Source organism: Embleya sp. NPDC025285 (genome assembly GCF_055558835.1).
In genome coordinates, this window is the sequence record NZ_JBVHLU010000071.1 from 13,459 (window position 1) to 30,603 (window position 17,145).

Sequence of the window (17,145 nt, forward strand, 5' to 3'; positions counted from 1 at the left end):
CCCGGAGGCTCGCGAACAAGCAAGTCGCTGGGCGAGCCGGCGCTTGACTGCCCGTTCGACGGGCGAGGCGCTCTCCCCCGCGGTGCTCACACCAGGCTGGGCAATTGCGCCCGTACTCGGCTGGGCGCCCCGTCGCCGGGGTGGATGCGGTGTCGGGCGAGTACGTTCAGGACCTGTGTCAGGACCTGGTCGGGCGTGCGGTCCTCGGTGTGGATCACCGTTCCCGGTGCCGGGCTCTGGCCGTGCGGGCCGTGGTACTCGACCATGCGACCCAGCCGCTCCGGGGAGGCGGCCAGTGCCAGATCCTCCGGCCGGGCCGCCTCCCTCTCGCACAGCCTTCGGGCCAGCGTGTCGACGCTCGCCGTGAGGCAGATGGTGAGCGGTGTCCGCAGCAACGCGCGGTGGTCGATCAGGAGGCGTTCGACCCTGTACGTCGGCAGGTCGTGCTCGTCCGCGTGGCTCGCGGCGGCCGTGCGGACGTAGCCGTCGACGACGAACACCGGCGCGTGCTCCGGCAGGTCGCACATGCCCGATGCCGTCAGAAGTCGGTGCATCCGCGCCTCGAATTCGCCGCGCCAATCGCCGTTGGGGGAACCGGAATCGGCGACCGGGCTCTGATCGGCGGCGGTCCCGCCACATCCCAGTGCCGCACGCAGGTGCGCGGCGATCGTCGTTTTGCCGACGCCGCGGGGGCCCTCGATTGCCACCATCCGGGCGAGGACCGGTGACGCGGGTCTGCTGGGGGCCGAGACGATCATGTCGAGTGCTCCTGGGCGAGGACGGTGACGGGGCGGGGGCGGTGGGTCATTGCAGCCTGACGGGGAGGCTGTCGAGGGTGTTGGCGACCAGGGAGGGCACCGGGCGCGGTGGTGGCGCGGTGGTGTCGAGGATGGTGTGGGGGAAGCGGGCGAAGAGGGTGCGCAGGCAGATCCGGGCCTGGAGGCGGGCCAGGGGTGCGCCGGGGCAGAAGTGCGGTCCGTGGCCGAACGCCAGGAGCGTGGTGGCTGGTCGGCGGATGATGTCGAAGCGGTCGGCGGTGTCGCCGTGGACCGAAGGGTCGCGGCCGGCGGCGGTGTAGGAGGCGATGACCGCGTCGCCGGTGGGGATGGTGGTGTCGCCTATCGTCACGTCGCTGGTCGTGTAGCGCATGAGGAAGTGCCCGACCGGGCTGTTCCACCGCAGTGTCTCGGTGACGACCGCCGCCCACGGATCGCTGTCGCCGTCCCGGGGCGTGGTGGTGGCGAGGGCGCGTTGGTCGGTGTGGGTGAGCAGGGCGTGGATCGCGTTCACGATCAGGCCCGTGGTGGTCTCGTAGCCGGCCGCGACGGTCAGCCACAGGGACCCGATGAGTTCGCCGCGGGTGAGCGTGCCTTGGTCGTGGTGGGCGATCAGGTCGGTGGTGAGGTCGTCGCCGGGCCGGTCGCGGCGCAGCGCGACGAGGCGTTCGAGCCGTTCGGTGATGGCGTGTTGGGTGGTGGTGACCTCGTCGGGGGCGGCGGTGGAGGTGAAGATGCTCTCGACCAGTGGGCGCAGATGGTCGAGTTCGGTGTCCGGGATGCCGAGGAGGTGGCCGAGGACGGCGATGGGCAGCGGGGCGGCGACGTGCGCGCGCAGGTCGACGGGGTCCGGTTGGTGCGCGGCGCGGTCGAGGAGGTGGTCGGTGAGGGTGTGGATGTGTGCTTGGAGGGCGGTGATGCGTCGGGGGTTGAGGGCGGTGCGCAACGGGGCGCGCAGGCGGGCGTGTTCGGGGCCGTCGGCGGTGACGGCGTTGTCGACCTTGACCATGCCGATCAGCGGCCAGTCCGCGGGGATGCCGCCCCACAGGTTCCAGGCGCGGTAGTCCTTGACGACGTCCGGGTGCGTGAGGAACCGGCGCAGGGCCTCGTCGCCGAGGACGACCCAGGCGGGCACGTCGCCTGGGAGCAGGACGGGCGCGACGGGTCCGTGGGCGCGCAGGCGGTGGATCTCGCCGTGGTGGTCGGGTGCGGCCGGGTCCAGGCGTATCGCGGTGGCCGGGTGCGCGGTGGCGGTGTCGGGGTTGTCGATGGCGTGCCTCCCGGGTGGGGACGGACGAGCGGACACGGTGCGGTGGGCTAGGGGTTACCCGCGGTCGAGGCGGGGGTGAAACGCGCGGGCAGTGCTTCGAGGGCGGTGCTCCATGGGGACGGGCGCAGGCGCAGGGTTTCCGGGGGGACGGCGCAGGTCAGGTCGGGGAGGCGGTCGAGGAGGGTGCCGACTGCGATGCCGGCGATGAGGCGGGCCTGGGCCACGGCGGGGCAGGCGTGGGTGCCCGCGCCGAACGCGAGGTGGGCGCCGTTGCCGTGGCCGAGGGCGTCGGCGGGGTTGGTGGGGGCGATGGCGGGGTCGGTGTGGGCGCCGCCGATGCCGAGCAGGAGGGCGTCGCCGGCGCGAAGGGTGCGGCCGGCGAGGGTGGTGTCGTGGGCGAGGTAGCGGCCGGGGAAGTTCCGCAACGGCGGATAGCGGACGAGGGCCTCGTCGATGGCCTGGTTGACGGTGCGCCGTCCCCCCGTGAGGGAGTGGGCGAAGGACGGGTCGACGAGTTTGAGGCGCAGGGTGGAGCCGATGAGGTTGGCGAGGGTCTCGCAGCCGGCGGAGAGCATGACCACCAGCTGCGGCAGGAGTTCCTCGTCGCGGAGTTCGGATCTCAGCAGCCAGGTGGTGAGGTCGTCGGCGGGGTGGGCGCGGCGGTGGTCGAGCAGGTCGGCCAGGATCTGTTCGAACGCGCGGTCGCCTGCCTGGGAGTCGGCCTGGGAGTCGAACAGGGCGTGCATGACGCGGGCGAACTCGCCGTCCTGGCCGGAGGGAAGGCCGAAGAGGCGGGCGAACGCGTGCAGGGGTACGACGGTGGCGTACTCGCGGATCAGGTCGGCGTGGCCGCGGCCCGCGAACGTGTCGACGACGCGGTCGCACGTGCCGCGCAGGTCGTGGCGCAGGCGGGGCGTGGTGGCGGCGCTCAGGCTGTCCTGGACGATCCTGCGCAGGCGTTGGTGGTCGGGGCCGTCGGCGAAAGCCACGTTGTTGGGACGGTGGGCCATCATCGGCCGCAGACCTGAATCGGGCGCGACGACGCCGGCGGTGAGGTCCGTCCAGTTCAGGGGGCTGCGAGGGAAGCGGTGGCCGTCGCGGAGCATCTCGAGCAGGGCGTGGTAGCCCAGCACGAGCCAGGCGCCGACCCCGGGTTCGAGCAGGACCGGCGCGACGGGTCCGTGGTCGGCGCGCAGGGTGCCGTAGAAGGTGTGCATGTCGTCGAGGCCGGGTCCGAACAGGGGTGCGGCGCGGGCGAAGTCGACCCGACTCGCGGTGGTGCGGTGGGCGGGGCAGCCGGGCGGGGGCGTGACGTCGGCCGGTTCGGGGTCGGTGGGGTCGGGGTGGGTGGTCACGTGGGCTCCGTGGCTGCGGTCGGGATGGCCGGGGTGGTGGGTGTGGTGGTGGTGATGTGTTCGGTGAGGGTGATCAGGACGTTGCGGGCCGAGGTGCGGTCGCGGGCGTCGCAGGTGGTGAGCGGGACGTGGTCGGACAGGTCGAGGGCCTGGCGCAGTGCCGACGCGGGGTGGTCGAGGGTGTCGGGGAAGGTGTTGACGGCGACCACGAACGGCACGCCCGTGCCCTCGACGCGCTCCAGCACGTCGAAGCTGTGGTCCAGGCGTCGGGTGTCGACGAGCACGACGATGCCGTGGGTGCCCACGACCAGGTCGTTCCACAGGTGCCAGAAGCGTGGTTGCCCGGGGGTGCCGAACAGGTAGAGCGTGAGCCAGTCGGCGAGGGTCAGACGTCCGAAGTCCACCCCGACGGTGGTGGTGGTCTTGTCGGGCAGTCCGGTGAGGTCGTCCACGCCCACGGTCGCGGTGGTCAGCGTCTCCTCGGTGCGCAGCGGCGGGATTTCGCTGACCGCGCCGACCAGGGTGGTCTTGCCGACGCCGAAGCCGCCGGCGACCAGGAATTTGACCACGGTGGTGACGGTGTCCGGCAGGGGCCGGGGGTCAAAGCCGTCGGAGTCCATCCAGAACCGCCTTCATCACGGTGGCGTCGGGGCCGGGCGTGGGGGGTGCGGGTGCGGGTGCGGGGGTGACGATCAGGTCGGCGTCGATCAGCTCGGCGACCAGGACCTTGACCACGGCGGGTGCCCGGGCCAGATGGGCGGAGACCTCCGCCAGTGTCAGCAGCCCGGTACACAGCCGCAGGATCCGGCGGTGCTCCGCACCCAGCGGCTTTCTCCGCCCGCAGCCGGTGTCGGTGGGTTCCGCAACGGGCGCGTGCAGGAGCGTGGTCAACGTCAGGCCGCGATGGGTGGGATGCGCCCGGCCCCGGGTGACGACGTAGTCGGCGACCGGATGGTCCTGCGCCGAGCTCACCGCACCCCACCCCCACCGTCCGCCGGATCACGGCCGCTCTCGTGACCAGCCTGGGAACGGGAGCGGCGCGCGGCAGGGAGCGTGGCGGCATGCTCGGTGGAGTGCGCCGCAATGGGCGTGTTCGATGTGGGTGTGCGTGCGTCCAGGGACGCGCGGATGTCGGTCAAAAGCTTGTGCAGGTGGCCCGTGACGATGCCCGGGTCCACGCGACGGTCGGCAAGGACCGTGGCGTGGGCGTGCCGGCCGGCACTGATCAGGAACACGTACCCGTCGGCGAATTCGACGAACTGCTTCACCACAGGGCCGAGTTCCGCCAGGGCGCCGATCCCGGCGCCCAGGGACCGCAGGCCCGTGCCGGCTGCGGCGAGCTGCTCGGCGAGAGCCACCGTGGGCGTGTGCCAGGCCGTCCTGATGCCGTCGTCGCTGAAGACCACGATCCCGCGCACACCGTGGATTTCGTCGACGCACTTCTCGACGAGCCAGTTCAGATCGGATGTGGTGGTGGGCTGCTCGGTCACGGAGTCGGTCCTTCGTCCTGGGAACGGAAGTGGTCGGCGGTGAAGTCGGGAACGGCGTCGGCGGTGGTGCCGGTGTCGGGGGTGATCGGTCTCCCGTTCACGAACGCGGATATGAACGCGTCGTGTCCGGGAAGGGCGGAGTCGGGTGTGCCTTCGGGGGGCGATCCGGGCCCGGAGGGCGCGCCGGCGTCGACGGGCGTGCGGAGCCCAACGGCGGTCGCCGCGTCGTGGCGACCGCCGGCAACCTCCACCGGCGGCTCGACGCGGCGCCGGGGGCGCTGCGGCAGGACGGCGGAAGCGGCTGCGGGGGCCTGGGCTTTCGGGGCGGCCGGGGTCGCCGGTGTGCCGGCGCGGGCACTCGCGCCGGCCGAAGTCGCCCGTGTTCCCGGACGCACGGGCTGTGGGGGCGGTGGGGTGAGGAGGTATCCGGGGATCCAGACGACGGTGCGGATGCCGCCGTGGGCGCCGGGCGCGGAGAACTGCACCCGAAACCCGATGCGCCCGGCCAACACACCGACCACCGCCAACCCGAAACGCGGGTCTCCCCCCAGCGTGGACACGTCCGCGTCGCCACGGTCGACGGCCTCCTGCGCGCGCTGCATCGTCTGTGCGTCCATGCCTCGGCCGGCGTCCTCGATGACCACACTCGCCCCGTCGTGCCCACGTTCCACCTGCACCCGGACGGTGCTCGTCGGCGGACTGAACCAGGTCGAGTTGTCCACCAACTCCGCCAACGCGTGGATCAACGCCTCCGCGTGCACCCCGTGCACCGCCGTGTCCTCGCCGCCCACCACCGACACACGCAGGTAGTCGAGGATCCGCGACTGGGCCGCACCGACCACCTCGGACAACAGCAACGGCCGATCCCACGACCGCCCCGGCCGCCCCCCGGACAACACCTCCAGGGCCTGCGCCGCCCGCCCCGCCCGCGCCCAGGCGTGCTCGTCGCGCATCAACGCCGCCAGCAACGACGAGTCGGTCACGCGGCCCCGGAGTTCGCGGGCCTCCGCGATGGCGAGTTGCGCCTGGGCGCGCACCCGCTCGGCCATCGCCAAAAACGCGTACTGCGTGTTCTCCCGCCTGCCTCTCTCCACCTCCAGCGCGACGAACACCGCATCCACAAGAGCCTCATGGGCCGCGCGCACCGCACTCGCCCATGGCTCCGCCGGGCACAGGTCGACCGGTGCCGACGGCACGTCGCCGCGCCGAGCCTGCGGATCCTCCAGCAGCACCCGCAACCGGGCCTCGGCGAGATGCCGGGTGGACCCGGTCAGGTGGTTCAACGCGTGCTCGGCCCGGCGCGCGCTCTTCTCGGCCTCCACGGCCCGTGCCCCTGCCCACTCCCACCGCCCGTGCCAGTACCGGCGCACGCGTGCGGTGGCGACCCCCAGGGGGCCGCCGACCGTGGTCGCCGACACCGCGCAGCCCAGCATGACGCCGGCCAGGTGGGAGACGCCGAGGGCCTCGGCCGCCGCCGTCGCGGCGCAGCCGGTGCCGACGCACACCGCCCACGGCCACCGCGGCGGTGACGGCGCACGATCGACGGACTTCGGAACTCGGGAAAGGGAACGCATCGGGAAGGTCCTTCGTGGATAACGGCGCTGGGAGCGGGGATCGGTGAAAGGGGAATGGTGTGGGTCCTTGCTCACCGGCGCGAAGACGGGGCCGCCGGGAGTGCGCCGGCGAGGTCACCGCAGGGGTGGCGGCCGTTCGCGCCGCCCGGCGTGGACAGCCGGCGCCCTCGGTGGAGGCCACCGAGTCGAAGTCCTCGCAGGCGTCGGGGGGATCGGTGCTCGCGGGGCGGGGGCGTGTGTTCGCCGGGGCTGGTCAGATACGAATGTCGAGCCGTGCCCGCCCGGGTGACGGATCCGACCTGACGACGGGTCGTGTCGGCTCCTCGCGTGCGCATCGTTCCCGGTCGACGGTGCGGTTCTCGTGGGGAAGTTGCCGAAGGACGAGGGCGAGGCACCGGTCGAGTGGGAGTGTGGTGTCCGCGACGATCTTCGGTTGGGGAATGTGGTCCGGGCAGTCGTCACCGATGGATCGGCAGGGGTCGTCCGCGGGTGTGGGCAACCGGGTTCCGATGCGATCACGGGCGAGGTGCGCGGGGCACACGCACTCGACGATGTGCAGGTGCTTGCCCAGCCCGGTGGCGAATCGTTGCAGGGCGCGCACCTCGGTCGTTCGGGTCAGGGGACGACCGTCGAGCACGACCACGCCGTCCGGGGCGGTCTGGAATCGCCAGGCGAGGGCGGTGAGTGTCACCTCGTACGCCCAGTCGTTCTGCTCGCGGGAGGTGTCGCCCGCACCGGGGAACAAATGCCCACGCAGGGCGACCTTGTCGAAGAGAACCCCCGGGATCGCCTCGCTCAGTGCCCTGGCCAGGGTCGACTTCCCGGTCCCTGGCAGACCGGTCACGGCAACGATCATCGGCCTCTCCGGAATTCGTCGGTGATCACGGGCCCACCCCTGTGCATGCGCTGCAACCGACGGCGAGCCGCCTGGCGTTGCGGTCGGTGTGCGGCGCCCGTGAGGGGATGGATGAGCGGCAACCCTGGCCTCGATCGGGTCGGGTATCCACTGGCATCGATCACAGATCTGTGAAAGGCGGCCTTGCGGTCACAGATCCGGTCACAGATCTGTGAGCCCGGCAACACATTGCGGCCCACGGTGTCAAGGTCCGTCGCTACGCTCGGCAGTGACGATGCGGACGGGAGGCGACGGTGGACGGACACAGGGAGCAACACCGGCCCTCGTGCGCGAGGCGCCTTCGCGGCGAAGGCGAAGAACGTGGAGATTCCGTCCACGAGATCGCTCGCTTCATTCACGAGCACTGCGTCGTCTCCCCGCTGCGGGCACAGCGTCTGGCTCGGGGTATGACGCAGCAGGCCGTCGCCGAGGGGTTGCGTGCGCTGGGCGCGGATCTGGGCGCGGACGCCCCCAGGGTCGACGCGATCCAGCTCGGCCACTGGGAGGTGGGGCACCATCACCCCAAGCCTGCGGCGATCGCGTTGTTGTCTCGGTTCTACGCCTGTCCCGTCGGCGAGTTGGGGTTTGGGGACGCGGCCGCCGCCGGCGCGATGCCGTTGGTCGCCCGCGTGATCGCACCGGCCGGATCGTCCGCCGCCGCTGCCCGCGGCCGGTCCGCCGGCGGCGGGTCGCTCGGCACGCGTATCGACGCCGCGCGTCGTTCGGTGGACCGCACGCTGTCCGCGTCCAGCGTGAGCCAGGCACAGTTGGACGTCCTGGACGAGCGGGTGCTGTGGGCGCGCCAGCAGTACGTGTACACGCCGCCGGCGGCGATGTTGGAGATTCTTCTGGCCCATCTGGCGGAGGTCGAGGATCTCGCGGCGGATCGGCAACCCGCCGTCGTACAGGTGCGGTTGTCGGAGTTGACGGCCATGCTCGCGACCCTGGTCGCCGACGCACTCATGAAGCTCGGCGATCTCGTGCGATCGCAGGGCTGGTACGGCACCGCGCGCAACGCCGCCGACGACAGCGGCAACCCCGAACTGCGGGCGCGGGTGCGCGCCCAGGCGGCAATGCTGCCGTTCTACTACGGCCCGCTGGAGGCCGCGGTCGCCCTGTCCCGCGAGGCACGCATGATCTGCCGCGCCCGCCCCAGCCCCACGGGGGCGTTCGCAGCCGCGGCCGAGGCGCGTGCCCGGGCCCGGTTGGGCGACGCCGAAGGAGCGCAGGCGGCGCTGCGCTACGCCGAGGAGTCGTTCGAGCGCACCGGCCCGGCCGGCGGCTACCACGAGGCCTTCGGGTTCCCGCTGCGCAGGCTGTTGTTGTACAAGAGCGGGGCGTTGACGGCGCTGGGTCACACCCGGCCGGCCCGACGGGTCCAGGAGCAGGCGTTGGCGCTGTACCCCGGCGCGGACGCAACCGGTATCGACCCGACGCTGCTCAGCTTCGAGGCGGCCATCTGCCTGGCGCGCGAGTACGACCACACCGAGGCGTGCGCATTGGCCGGCGCGACACTGCTGGGGGTGGCCGGGGATCACCGGACACCCATCGTCGAGGAGCGGGCGCGTGATGTGATCGCCACCCTGCCGCCCAGGGTGCGCGCCGGCCGGGCCGTACGGGAATTGCGGGAGATCATCGCGCTCCCACCCGGCCGGGTGTGACAGCACACGGGCGGTCCGGGACCCTGGTGCCATGACGACGTCGACGCAGGCCCCCGGCGGATTCGAAACATCCGAGATGCACCGGCTCCTTCGGCGCGCCTGCGCGAGCGCAGGCCTCGACGCCTCGGACGCGCGGCTGCTCCGAGGGCACACCAACGCGGTGGTCCTGCTCGAACGGGAAGGGGCGGTCGTCAAGATCGCCCGGCGTGGATCGCGCGTCGACGACGTCCGACGCACCGTCGCCTTCGTGCGCGGGCTGACGGACCTCGCCTTCGCGACCGTCCCCCTGCTGGCCGTCGAACAACCCGTCGTCGTCGACGGGCACGCGGTCACGTTCTGGGTGTATCTCCCCCAGCCGTCGCACCCCGTATCGGCCGAGCAACTCGCCGAACCACTTCGCGCGTTGCACGCACTGAGGCAGCCTAAGTTCGCCCTGCCCGTCCGCGACGACATACGAGCGATCCGACGCTCGATATCGGCGATCACCTGTCTGCCTTCCACCAGTCTGGCCTTCCTGTCCGAACACACCGATCGCCTCGAGACCGAGCTCGCCGGTGTGGAGTACGCCCTGAAACCCGGGACGATCCAGGGCGACCCGCAGCACCGGAACGCGCTGCACACACCCGACGGCCGGGCCGTGCTCTGCGATTGGGACACCGTCGCCTTCGGACAACCCGAATGGGACCTGGTCACCGTCGAGGTCCACTGCCGCCGCTTCGGCCACGGTCCCCGGCACTACCGCCGATTCGCCGACACCTACGGCTGGGACGTTCGCGCCTGGCCCGGATACACCACCCTCGCCGACATCCGCGAACTCCGCATGATCACGACCAACGCCCGAAAGACGCACCACACACCGGGCAGCCTCCACGAAGTCGAACACCGCGTCGAAGGCCTGCGCAGCGCCGATCGTCACCTGCCATGGACGATCCTCTGACTGCGGACGCCGAACCACTCGTCCACGCCCCACCGCTCCGGCTCCGCCTCTGCGACATGCCGCAACATGTGCACCGCAGCGTCGTTGCCCGGACTCTCCAGGCACGACGTCGATCATGGCGACGCGTCAGGCGCGTAGGTCAGGGAGAGCGGCATCCGCCCAGGGCGCCAACGATCGTCACAAGCCCGAGGGGCAACGGCGCTACGCCGAAACGGAGTTCGTGCCGAAGAGAAAGAGTTGCTCGGTGTCGGGCCGAATCCCGGTCGGCAACGCTGTCGACGCGGCCTGCACAAGCACGAATCTCGCACCTCCGGTCCTTCAATGCCCAGGCCGCAGTCGCCCGGTGCATTTTCAGGGACGTGGAGGTCATGGCGGGGTCCTTCCGAGCGACGGGGCCGTATCGGGCTGCCCGGCAGGGCCGGGTCGGTGGCTCCACGATCGCGGTCCCGGACGGGAATCTCCACGTTGCGCCACCGCCATCTCACCGTCATTCACCACCGACATCCCACAAGGACAACCCTTCATTTGGCTCTGTTTTTCACATCGTGAATCACCCTAAAACGGGTGTTCTCTGTGTTTCGATCGTCATCGAGGCCGTGTCGAGCGTCGCGGGTCGTCGCAGAGACGACGGCAAGATGGCGGTGTCCGTGTGTGGAGGCGCGAGGGTCGGGCGGTCATCGTGGAGCACGACGGCGCCGACGGCGCCCGCCCGCGACCGATCGGGTCGCGCGACGCCGAGGAGGACCGATTGACGAGCCGGCCCGAGCTCCCGCGACGGACACCGCCCGTCCCCCCACCCCCACACGGCAACTGTCCTCCGGGATCCTCACCCGTCCCGTCGGCATCGGATGTCGTCCCCTGGGCGGTCCCACGCGCGTGGACAACCGCGCGTTGGGATGGGCGTCCCCCGCTCGCGATCACGCTCTGGAGACCCTGCGGACGGCGGTCGGGCACGGCGCCGAACTCCTCGACGTGGCGGACGTCTTCGGCCACGGTCGCGCGGAACGACTCGTGGGGCGCCTCCTGCGGGGGGTCCCCCGCGATCAGGTCCGCATCACCGTCGGCGTGGGCCGGGCGCCGGGCACCTCCACCCACCCCTTCGCCGGTACCGCCCTGCGGCGGCAGTTCGAACAGACCCTGGAGAACCTGGGTACCGACCATCTCGACGTGTACGCCCTCGACCGTCTCGATTTCGGCCCCGACGATGAACACCTGGGCGACTGCCTCGCGCAGATGCGGGCACTGCGGGAGGACGACCACGTGCGCGCCGTCGCCATGCCCGCGCCCGACCCCCACCACCGCAACCCCGAAGCCGCCGCCCGGCGTTTCGTCCGCCTGTTCAAGGTGATCCGTCCCGACATCGTCACCCTGCGCCACAACGGGCTGTGTCCGCCGATCCGCCTGGACGGTGAGTACATCGCCGATTTCACCGCCCGTCAGGGCGTCGGTCTGATCGTTCGCGAGCCCCTCGCCCTGGGCGTGCTCTCCGGGAAGTACGACCCGCGCCGTCCGCCGAGGTTCGGCACGGGCGACAGCCGTCGCGGACACCCATGGTTCACCCCCGACACGCTGACCGCGATCGAACCGGAACTGTCCCGGCTGCGCGCCCGCTTCGGCCCGGACCCCCGGACCCTCGTCCGCCTCGCCGTGCAGCACTGCCTGCGCCTGGGGGAACACACCGCGGTGGTGGTCGGGGCCACCGACCCGGAACAGGCCGGCGCCCATCACGGGCCGGGCCCCGAATCCACCGACGAGGAGGCCCGGTTCGTCGACGACACCTACCGCCGCATGCGCTCACGCCTCGCCGACCGACTCGGGCACGTCCCGAGTCCCGCCGGTGCTCGCGCGCGCGGCGCGCGCACGGCCCTGTGGTGACCGGCGCCGCGCACAGGCCCGCGCCGGCAGGGCAACGGAGTGTCCGCGCGCCGGGCCCGACTCTCGCAGCCGCACGGTGCGGCGCACCCGGTCGTTCCCTTTCGGGCGACCCGCGCGCTCCACCCGGAGCTCCCGTGTCGGACCCGGCTCCGTGCGACCGGGTGTCGGATCGCGGGCTATTCGACGAGGTGGTCCAGCTCGCCGTCACGGGCGGCGCGGATGAGGGCGCGGATCTCGTCGCGGGAGTAGACAAGCGGGCTCTGTTGCGGGTTCTTGGAGTCGCGCCAGACGACGTGGTCGCCGACGCGTGCGAACTGCACGCAGTTGTCCTCGCCGAGCGATCCCGAGGGTTTCTCCCAGGTGACACCGTCGAGATCCAGGTCGGCGGCGGAGGGCTTGCCCGCGGCGGGTGTGTCGGCGGCTGGAGTCATCGCGTCGTCTCCTCGATCAGCGGGCGGATCCGGTCACGGGTCTGCGAGGCCGTGAGCGCGTGGTCCCACAGTTCGCCGAACGCGTGGTCGTAGCGGTGGACGTGTTCGGGTGTCTCGATCCTGGTGGACCCGGCCAGATTCTCCTGCCACACGACGCTGGGGCCGGGCGCGGGGAAGTCGACAAGCAGGAACGATCCGTACAGCCCGGCGTGGCAGCCGACGTCGGTCGGCAACATCCGGACGGTGACGTCGGTGGTGTCCGCGAGGAACCGCAGTTGCTCACGCAGCACGTCGGGCGGGGCGACCGGTCGTGTGAGGGCTCCCTCTTCGATCACCACGTCCACGGTCACGGCGGCCTCGCGTAGGTGGCGGCTGCGCAGTTCGCGCACGTTCACCAGCGAGTGGATCTGCCGCGCCTCGAGTTCGGGGCGCAACGCGCGGATGACGTGTTCGGCGTAGGCACGGGTCTGGACCAGGCCCGGGAGGACGGCCTGTTCGTAGCCGCGCAGGCGCCGGGCGCCGGTCTCCAGGGTGAGGAGTCCGGCGTAGGAGGTGGCGTTGACGAGCGGCCCGTGTTTCCTCCACCAGGGCCGCGTGCGTACGCGGTCGGCGGCGACCAGTTGGTACACGGCGTCGCGTTCGTCGGCATCGGCGCCGTAGACGCCCAGTAGGGCCTCGACGAGGTCCGGGCCGGTACCGCGCAGGCCTCGTTCGATACGGCTGAAGCTGGCGCGATCGATGCCGACGCGGCCGGCCGCCTCGGCCTGGGTGAGGTCGGCGCGTTTGCGCAACCGGGCCAGGCGGGCCCCGAGTTCGCGTCGGTGGGCGGACGCGGGTACCTCGCCGGTGCTGCGGGAGGGGGTGACCATGGACGTCAGTCTGCGGAGCGCGCCGCGGGGCCCGCAAGACGCATCTTGTCAATGTGTCCGAACACGTTGCCCTTGTTGGCCGGGAACCGGCATGCTGACGGCGTCACCATGCGTACGGCGAGCGTAGCGGCACGTGAGGCCCTCTCGTCGTGCGACGTCGGTCGGCGACCCGAGGAGGGAACGGACGTGCGCGAGACCCGCTTTCGGGACCTGGTCACGGAGCGCGGCTGGGCCCGGTACGAGACGTTCGACGTGAAGTTCGGGCTCGCCCGGGACGCGTTGGCCGGGCGTGAGCGCGAACCGGGTCTGTGCAGGATCTTCGTCGCGCAGCGCACGTTCGAGCGGTGGATGGCCGGGGACATCAAGTCGCTGCCCCGCCCCCAGACCCGTCGAGTCCTCGAGCACCTGCTGGGCGAGCCCGCGAAGTCGTTGTTCGCGCCGCCGACCGACGACGGCGCCTCCAGCGGCGTCCGCATCCCGCCGGCGGACGGGGCTGCCGATACGCTGACGACGCCGGGGGATCCGAAGGAACGGGGCTTGGACATGCACCGCAGGCAGGCCCTGTCGACCGCCGCGTACTCCCTTGCCGCCGTCGCCGTACCGGCGCCGCCCGAGAGACCACGTTCGCCCGCGGGTGGTCGCCACGTGGGCCGCCGAGACCTCGAGGCGCTGCGCGAGACGACGGCCACGTTCTCCCGGATAGACCAGCGCTACGGCGGCGGACACGCCCGCGGCGCGGTCGTGCAGTACCTCGCCGCGGACGTGACGGCCCTTTTGAGCGGACGGTTCGCCGACGACAGCGTCCGACGTGCCGCATTCTCGGCCGCGGCCGAACTCGCCTACCTGTGCGGCTGGATGGCCTTCGACGACGCGGAACACGCCACGGCCGCCTCCTACTTCGAGAAGGCGACCCGCCTGGCCGCGGAGGCGGACGACGCACCGCTGACCGGTCACGTGCTGCGCGCAATGGCCCACCAGGCGATCGACCTCGGCGACCGCCCTCGCGCGCTCGCCCTGGCCGACGCCTCGATCGACACCGGGCGCTACGCGAACGCCACGCCTCGCGAACGCGCGCTGCTGGGCGTCGTCCACGCTCGGGCGCTGGCGGTCAACGACCGCCCCAAGGCCGCGGCCGCAGCGCTCGTGCGCGCCGAGCGCGACCTTGACGACGCCCGCCCGGATCTGCCGGAGCCCGACCGCGTCTTCTTCTTCGGCGAGGCCGGCCTCGCACACGAAACCGCCTGCGCCCTGCGCGAGCTCGGCGACATGCGCGGCGCGGTCCGCGAATTCGACCGCAGCGTGCGCACCCGCAAGGCGACCGCGTTCACCCGCACCCACGCGGTCACCCTCGGATACCTCGGCGCCGCCCACGCCGCCCGGGGCGACGTCGAACACGCCTGCGCCGTCTGGTCGCAGGCGCTCGACGCCATGGGCGGAATCCGCTCCGCCCGCACCCGCGCCACCGCCGTCGACATGCACCGCACCCTGGGGCGGCTACCCACCGTCGCGGCCGCGCGGGAACTCCACTCCCGTGTCACGGCCCACCTCGCCCGCACCGCCTGAAGGAGACGCCTCCATGACGCAGGAGTACACCGTGGTGCCCGTCGCCCACGTCGTCGGCGGTCGGATCGAGCCCACCGACGACCACTGGGGCGGCACCCGCGCGATCGTCCGTGTCGACCCGGCATTCCCGCCCGACAGCACCGCGGGAGTCGAGGCGTTCTCCCATCTGGAGATCGTCTTCCGCTTCCATCTCACCGATCCCACCGACCTGCACCCTGGCGCCCGCCGGCCCCGCGACAACCCCCGGTGGCCCCCGGTCGGCATCTTCGGGCACCGCAACATGCGACGCCTCAACTGGATCGGTGTCTCCCGGTGCCGGCTGCTCGCCGTCGACGGCCTGGACCTGCACGTCGAGGACCTCGACGCCGTGGACGGCACACCCGTCCTGGACATCAAGCCCTGGTTCGCCGAGATGGGCCCCCGCGGCGACACCCACCAACCCGAGTGGCCCACCCGGATGCTCACCGATTACTACGCGCCGACGCGCGGCTGAACCCGCGCCGGCCGAGGGCCGCCCAATCCTCGACCTGCCGCATGGCGACCCTGCGTCGGCACGGCCTCGTATCCACCTCACGCTCCGGGGGGAGCAGACACATGAACGCCGGACCCGGCCCGGGCAGCCCCGGATGGAATACCCTCTTGGCCGAGGGCAACGCACGCCAGGCCCGCAAGCGGGTCGCCTCCGACGCCCTCCTCCTCGACGTCGACGGCCGGGTCCTGCTCGTCGACCCCGTCTACAAGCCGGACTGGGACCTGCCCGGGGGCATGGCCGAGGCCAACGAGACGCCCGTGGACGCCGTCCGCCGTGAGCTCGCCGAGGAACTCGGCCTCGACATCCCCTTCAACGACCTGTTGTGCGTGGACCGGGTCGCACCCCACGGGCCCTGGGACGATCTGATCGCCTTCGTCTTCGACGCCGGTACCCTCTCCCCCGACGCGTGTGCGCGACTGCGCCCCCACGACGACGAGATCGCAGCGTGCGCCTTCTTCGAGCCGACCCAAGGCCTGGAACTGCTGGGCGAGCGGCAACGCCGGCGCCTGGCACACGCTCTCGACGCGGTGCGTGATCGAGTCCCGTGCTACCTGCACGGCGGGAACCCGCCATGGTGACGACCGGTCCCGGGCCGCTGCGGCCCTCGGTCCGCGTCGACATCCGTACCGACCGGGCCGCCGGGCAGTACGGGTCGGGGCGGAGGACGCACTGATGCGCCGCCTCCGGTTCCGTGCCCTCGTCGAGGAGCGTGGGTGGACCAGCCACCACAGGTTCGACGTGAAGTTCGCGATGGCCCGCGACGCACTCGCCGGCCGCGAAAAGGATCCCCGCCTGTATACGGTGACCGTGGCCAAGCGCACGTTCGAACGCTGGATGGCCGGCGACGTCAAGGGCCGTCCCTATCCCGACACCTGCCGCATCCTGGAGCACCTGTTCGGCGTCCCCGCCGCCGACCTGTTCTCGCCCATGCCCGAACCCGAGGTGCCGAAGCCCGGCGACGAGGACTTCCGCCGCGAGATCCACGACGCCCTCACCCGCGGCCGCCAGGGCACCGCGCAGGCACGCATGTGGGAGGAAGTCGTCCTGCGGCACGCCCTCGCCACACGCCGGCGCCCCGACGCCGAACTCCTCCCCGAACTGCGCCGCGACTTCGTCGCGTTGACGACCGCACTCGAGCAGCCACAGTCGCTGGCCGGCCTGCGCACACTGACCCGGACCGCGGCATGGATGGGCGGACTGATGACCCTGTGTCTCGTGCGATCCGGCGCCTACGAACGGGCACGCGCGTGGGCGCGAACCGCGTGGACGGCGGCCGACGAGGCCGACGACGACGCCGTGCGCGCCTGGGTACTCGCCGAGGACGCCTACGGCCTCTTCTACGCCGGAGACCCGCGCGGAGCCGCCGCGTTGGCGCGACGCGCCCAGGGCGCGGGCGGGTGGCGCGGCGTGGGCGCGGCCCTCGCCGCCCCATTGGAAGCGCGCGCCCACGCCCTGCGCGGCGACACGCGTCGCACCCACAACGCCCTGGCCCGCGCCGAGCGAGTGCTCGAAACCCTCACCGACGACCAGCGACAGGACACGGCTGTGGGCTACACCGAGGCGCAGTTCCGCTTCCACCAGGGCAACGCGCTCACCCACCTGGGCGACGTCGACCGCGCCGCGATCGCGCACGCCCGGGCGCTGGAGCTGTACCCGGTCGAGGAGCGGCTGGATCGGGCGCTGGTGCGCACGGACGTCGCCACGTGCCGGCTGCGCCGCGGCGAGGCCGCCGGAGCCGCTCTCGAACTCCTGGACGCCTTGACAGACCTGCCCGAACCCGACCGGACCGGCATCGTCCTCGCGCGCGGCCGCCACCTGGCCGGCCTCATGCCGACCGGTTCGGACGCGCCGGAACCGGTCCGCGCGCTGCGCGCGTTCCTGGCCGAACCAAGCCCCGCCCCGGAGGACCCGTGAACG

The 17,145-nt window shown here is 72.1% G+C and carries 17 protein-coding genes; 7 read left to right on the top strand and 10 right to left on the bottom strand.

The window, feature by feature from the left end:
• Window positions 1–86: 86 nt before the first annotated feature.
• The 8 genes from ACZ4FV_RS35445 to ACZ4FV_RS35480 form a co-directional block, all read right to left on the bottom strand.
• Entirely contained in the window at window positions 87–758 is a 672-nt protein-coding gene (locus tag ACZ4FV_RS35445) for an AAA family ATPase (RefSeq protein ID WP_465324460.1), read from the bottom strand.
• 46 nt (window positions 759–804) lie between these two features.
• A complete protein-coding gene (locus ACZ4FV_RS35450; RefSeq protein WP_465324462.1) occupies window positions 805–2,082 on the bottom strand; it encodes a cytochrome P450 family protein in 1,278 nt (425 codons plus the stop codon).
• 11 nt (window positions 2,083–2,093) lie between these two features.
• A complete protein-coding gene (locus tag ACZ4FV_RS35455; protein ID WP_465324464.1) occupies window positions 2,094–3,401 on the bottom strand; it encodes a cytochrome P450 family protein in 1,308 nt (435 codons plus the stop codon).
• The gene (locus tag ACZ4FV_RS35460; RefSeq protein WP_465324466.1) at window positions 3,398–4,021 is read right to left on the bottom strand and encodes a GTP-binding protein; all 624 of its coding nucleotides are present in this window, start codon (window positions 4,019–4,021) and stop codon (window positions 3,398–3,400) included. The genes ACZ4FV_RS35455 and ACZ4FV_RS35460 overlap by 4 nt, the downstream gene beginning before the upstream one ends.
• Complete coding sequence (locus ACZ4FV_RS35465) at window positions 4,002–4,373, bottom strand: DUF742 domain-containing protein (protein ID WP_331733405.1); 372 nt, start codon at window positions 4,371–4,373, stop codon at window positions 4,002–4,004. The genes ACZ4FV_RS35460 and ACZ4FV_RS35465 overlap by 20 nt, the downstream gene beginning before the upstream one ends.
• On the bottom strand, window positions 4,370–4,891 hold the full coding sequence (locus ACZ4FV_RS35470) for a roadblock/LC7 domain-containing protein (protein ID WP_465324468.1): 522 nt from the start codon (window positions 4,889–4,891) through the stop codon (window positions 4,370–4,372). The genes ACZ4FV_RS35465 and ACZ4FV_RS35470 overlap by 4 nt, the downstream gene beginning before the upstream one ends.
• Complete coding sequence (locus ACZ4FV_RS35475; protein ID WP_465324472.1) at window positions 4,888–6,465, bottom strand: sensor histidine kinase; 1,578 nt, start codon at window positions 6,463–6,465, stop codon at window positions 4,888–4,890. The genes ACZ4FV_RS35470 and ACZ4FV_RS35475 overlap by 4 nt, the downstream gene beginning before the upstream one ends.
• A 253-nt stretch (window positions 6,466–6,718) precedes the next feature.
• The gene (locus ACZ4FV_RS35480; protein WP_465324474.1) at window positions 6,719–7,309 is read right to left on the bottom strand and encodes a P-loop nucleotide/nucleoside kinase family protein; all 591 of its coding nucleotides are present in this window, start codon (window positions 7,307–7,309) and stop codon (window positions 6,719–6,721) included.
• Between the two features lie 458 nt (window positions 7,310–7,767).
• On the opposite strand from ACZ4FV_RS35480, the gene ACZ4FV_RS35485 reads away from it, so the two are divergent.
• From ACZ4FV_RS35485 to ACZ4FV_RS35495, 3 genes are all read left to right on the top strand, one after another.
• Window positions 7,768–9,021: an XRE family transcriptional regulator gene (locus ACZ4FV_RS35485; RefSeq protein ID WP_465324476.1), complete on the top strand. Its 1,254-nt coding sequence runs from the start codon at window positions 7,768–7,770 to the stop codon at window positions 9,019–9,021.
• Window positions 9,022–9,052: 31 nt separating this feature from the next.
• Window positions 9,053–9,958, top strand: coding sequence for an aminoglycoside phosphotransferase family protein (locus tag ACZ4FV_RS35490; RefSeq protein ID WP_465324478.1), 906 nt, complete (start codon window positions 9,053–9,055; stop codon window positions 9,956–9,958).
• A gap of 891 nt (window positions 9,959–10,849) precedes the next feature.
• On the top strand, window positions 10,850–11,833 hold the full coding sequence (locus tag ACZ4FV_RS35495) for an aldo/keto reductase (RefSeq protein ID WP_465324480.1): 984 nt from the start codon (window positions 10,850–10,852) through the stop codon (window positions 11,831–11,833).
• A gap of 176 nt (window positions 11,834–12,009) precedes the next feature.
• Here the strand turns inward: ACZ4FV_RS35495 and ACZ4FV_RS35500 are convergent, their stop codons facing one another.
• Both ACZ4FV_RS35500 and ACZ4FV_RS35505 read right to left on the bottom strand, forming a co-directional pair.
• Window positions 12,010–12,264 (bottom strand): DUF397 domain-containing protein, encoded by a 255-nt coding sequence (locus ACZ4FV_RS35500; protein WP_465324482.1) that lies wholly within the window; start codon window positions 12,262–12,264, stop codon window positions 12,010–12,012.
• The gene (locus ACZ4FV_RS35505; protein WP_465324485.1) at window positions 12,261–13,133 is read right to left on the bottom strand and encodes a helix-turn-helix domain-containing protein; all 873 of its coding nucleotides are present in this window, start codon (window positions 13,131–13,133) and stop codon (window positions 12,261–12,263) included. Before ACZ4FV_RS35505 ends, ACZ4FV_RS35500 begins: the two co-directional genes overlap by 4 nt.
• 186 nt (window positions 13,134–13,319) lie before the next feature.
• Here ACZ4FV_RS35505 and ACZ4FV_RS35510 point away from each other — a divergent pair, with 186 nt between their 5' ends.
• From ACZ4FV_RS35510 to ACZ4FV_RS35525, 4 genes are all read left to right on the top strand, one after another.
• Window positions 13,320–14,696, top strand: coding sequence for a Tat pathway signal protein (locus ACZ4FV_RS35510; protein ID WP_465324487.1), 1,377 nt, complete (start codon window positions 13,320–13,322; stop codon window positions 14,694–14,696).
• 13 nt (window positions 14,697–14,709) lie between these two features.
• Entirely contained in the window at window positions 14,710–15,189 is a 480-nt protein-coding gene (locus ACZ4FV_RS35515; RefSeq protein WP_465324489.1) for an SAM-dependent methyltransferase, read from the top strand.
• Window positions 15,190–15,290: 101 nt separating this feature from the next.
• Window positions 15,291–15,806 (top strand): NUDIX domain-containing protein, encoded by a 516-nt coding sequence (locus ACZ4FV_RS35520; protein WP_465324492.1) that lies wholly within the window; start codon window positions 15,291–15,293, stop codon window positions 15,804–15,806.
• A gap of 94 nt (window positions 15,807–15,900) precedes the next feature.
• Window positions 15,901–17,142 (top strand): helix-turn-helix domain-containing protein, encoded by a 1,242-nt coding sequence (locus tag ACZ4FV_RS35525; protein ID WP_465324494.1) that lies wholly within the window; start codon window positions 15,901–15,903, stop codon window positions 17,140–17,142.
• Window positions 17,143–17,145: the final 3 nt, after the last annotated feature.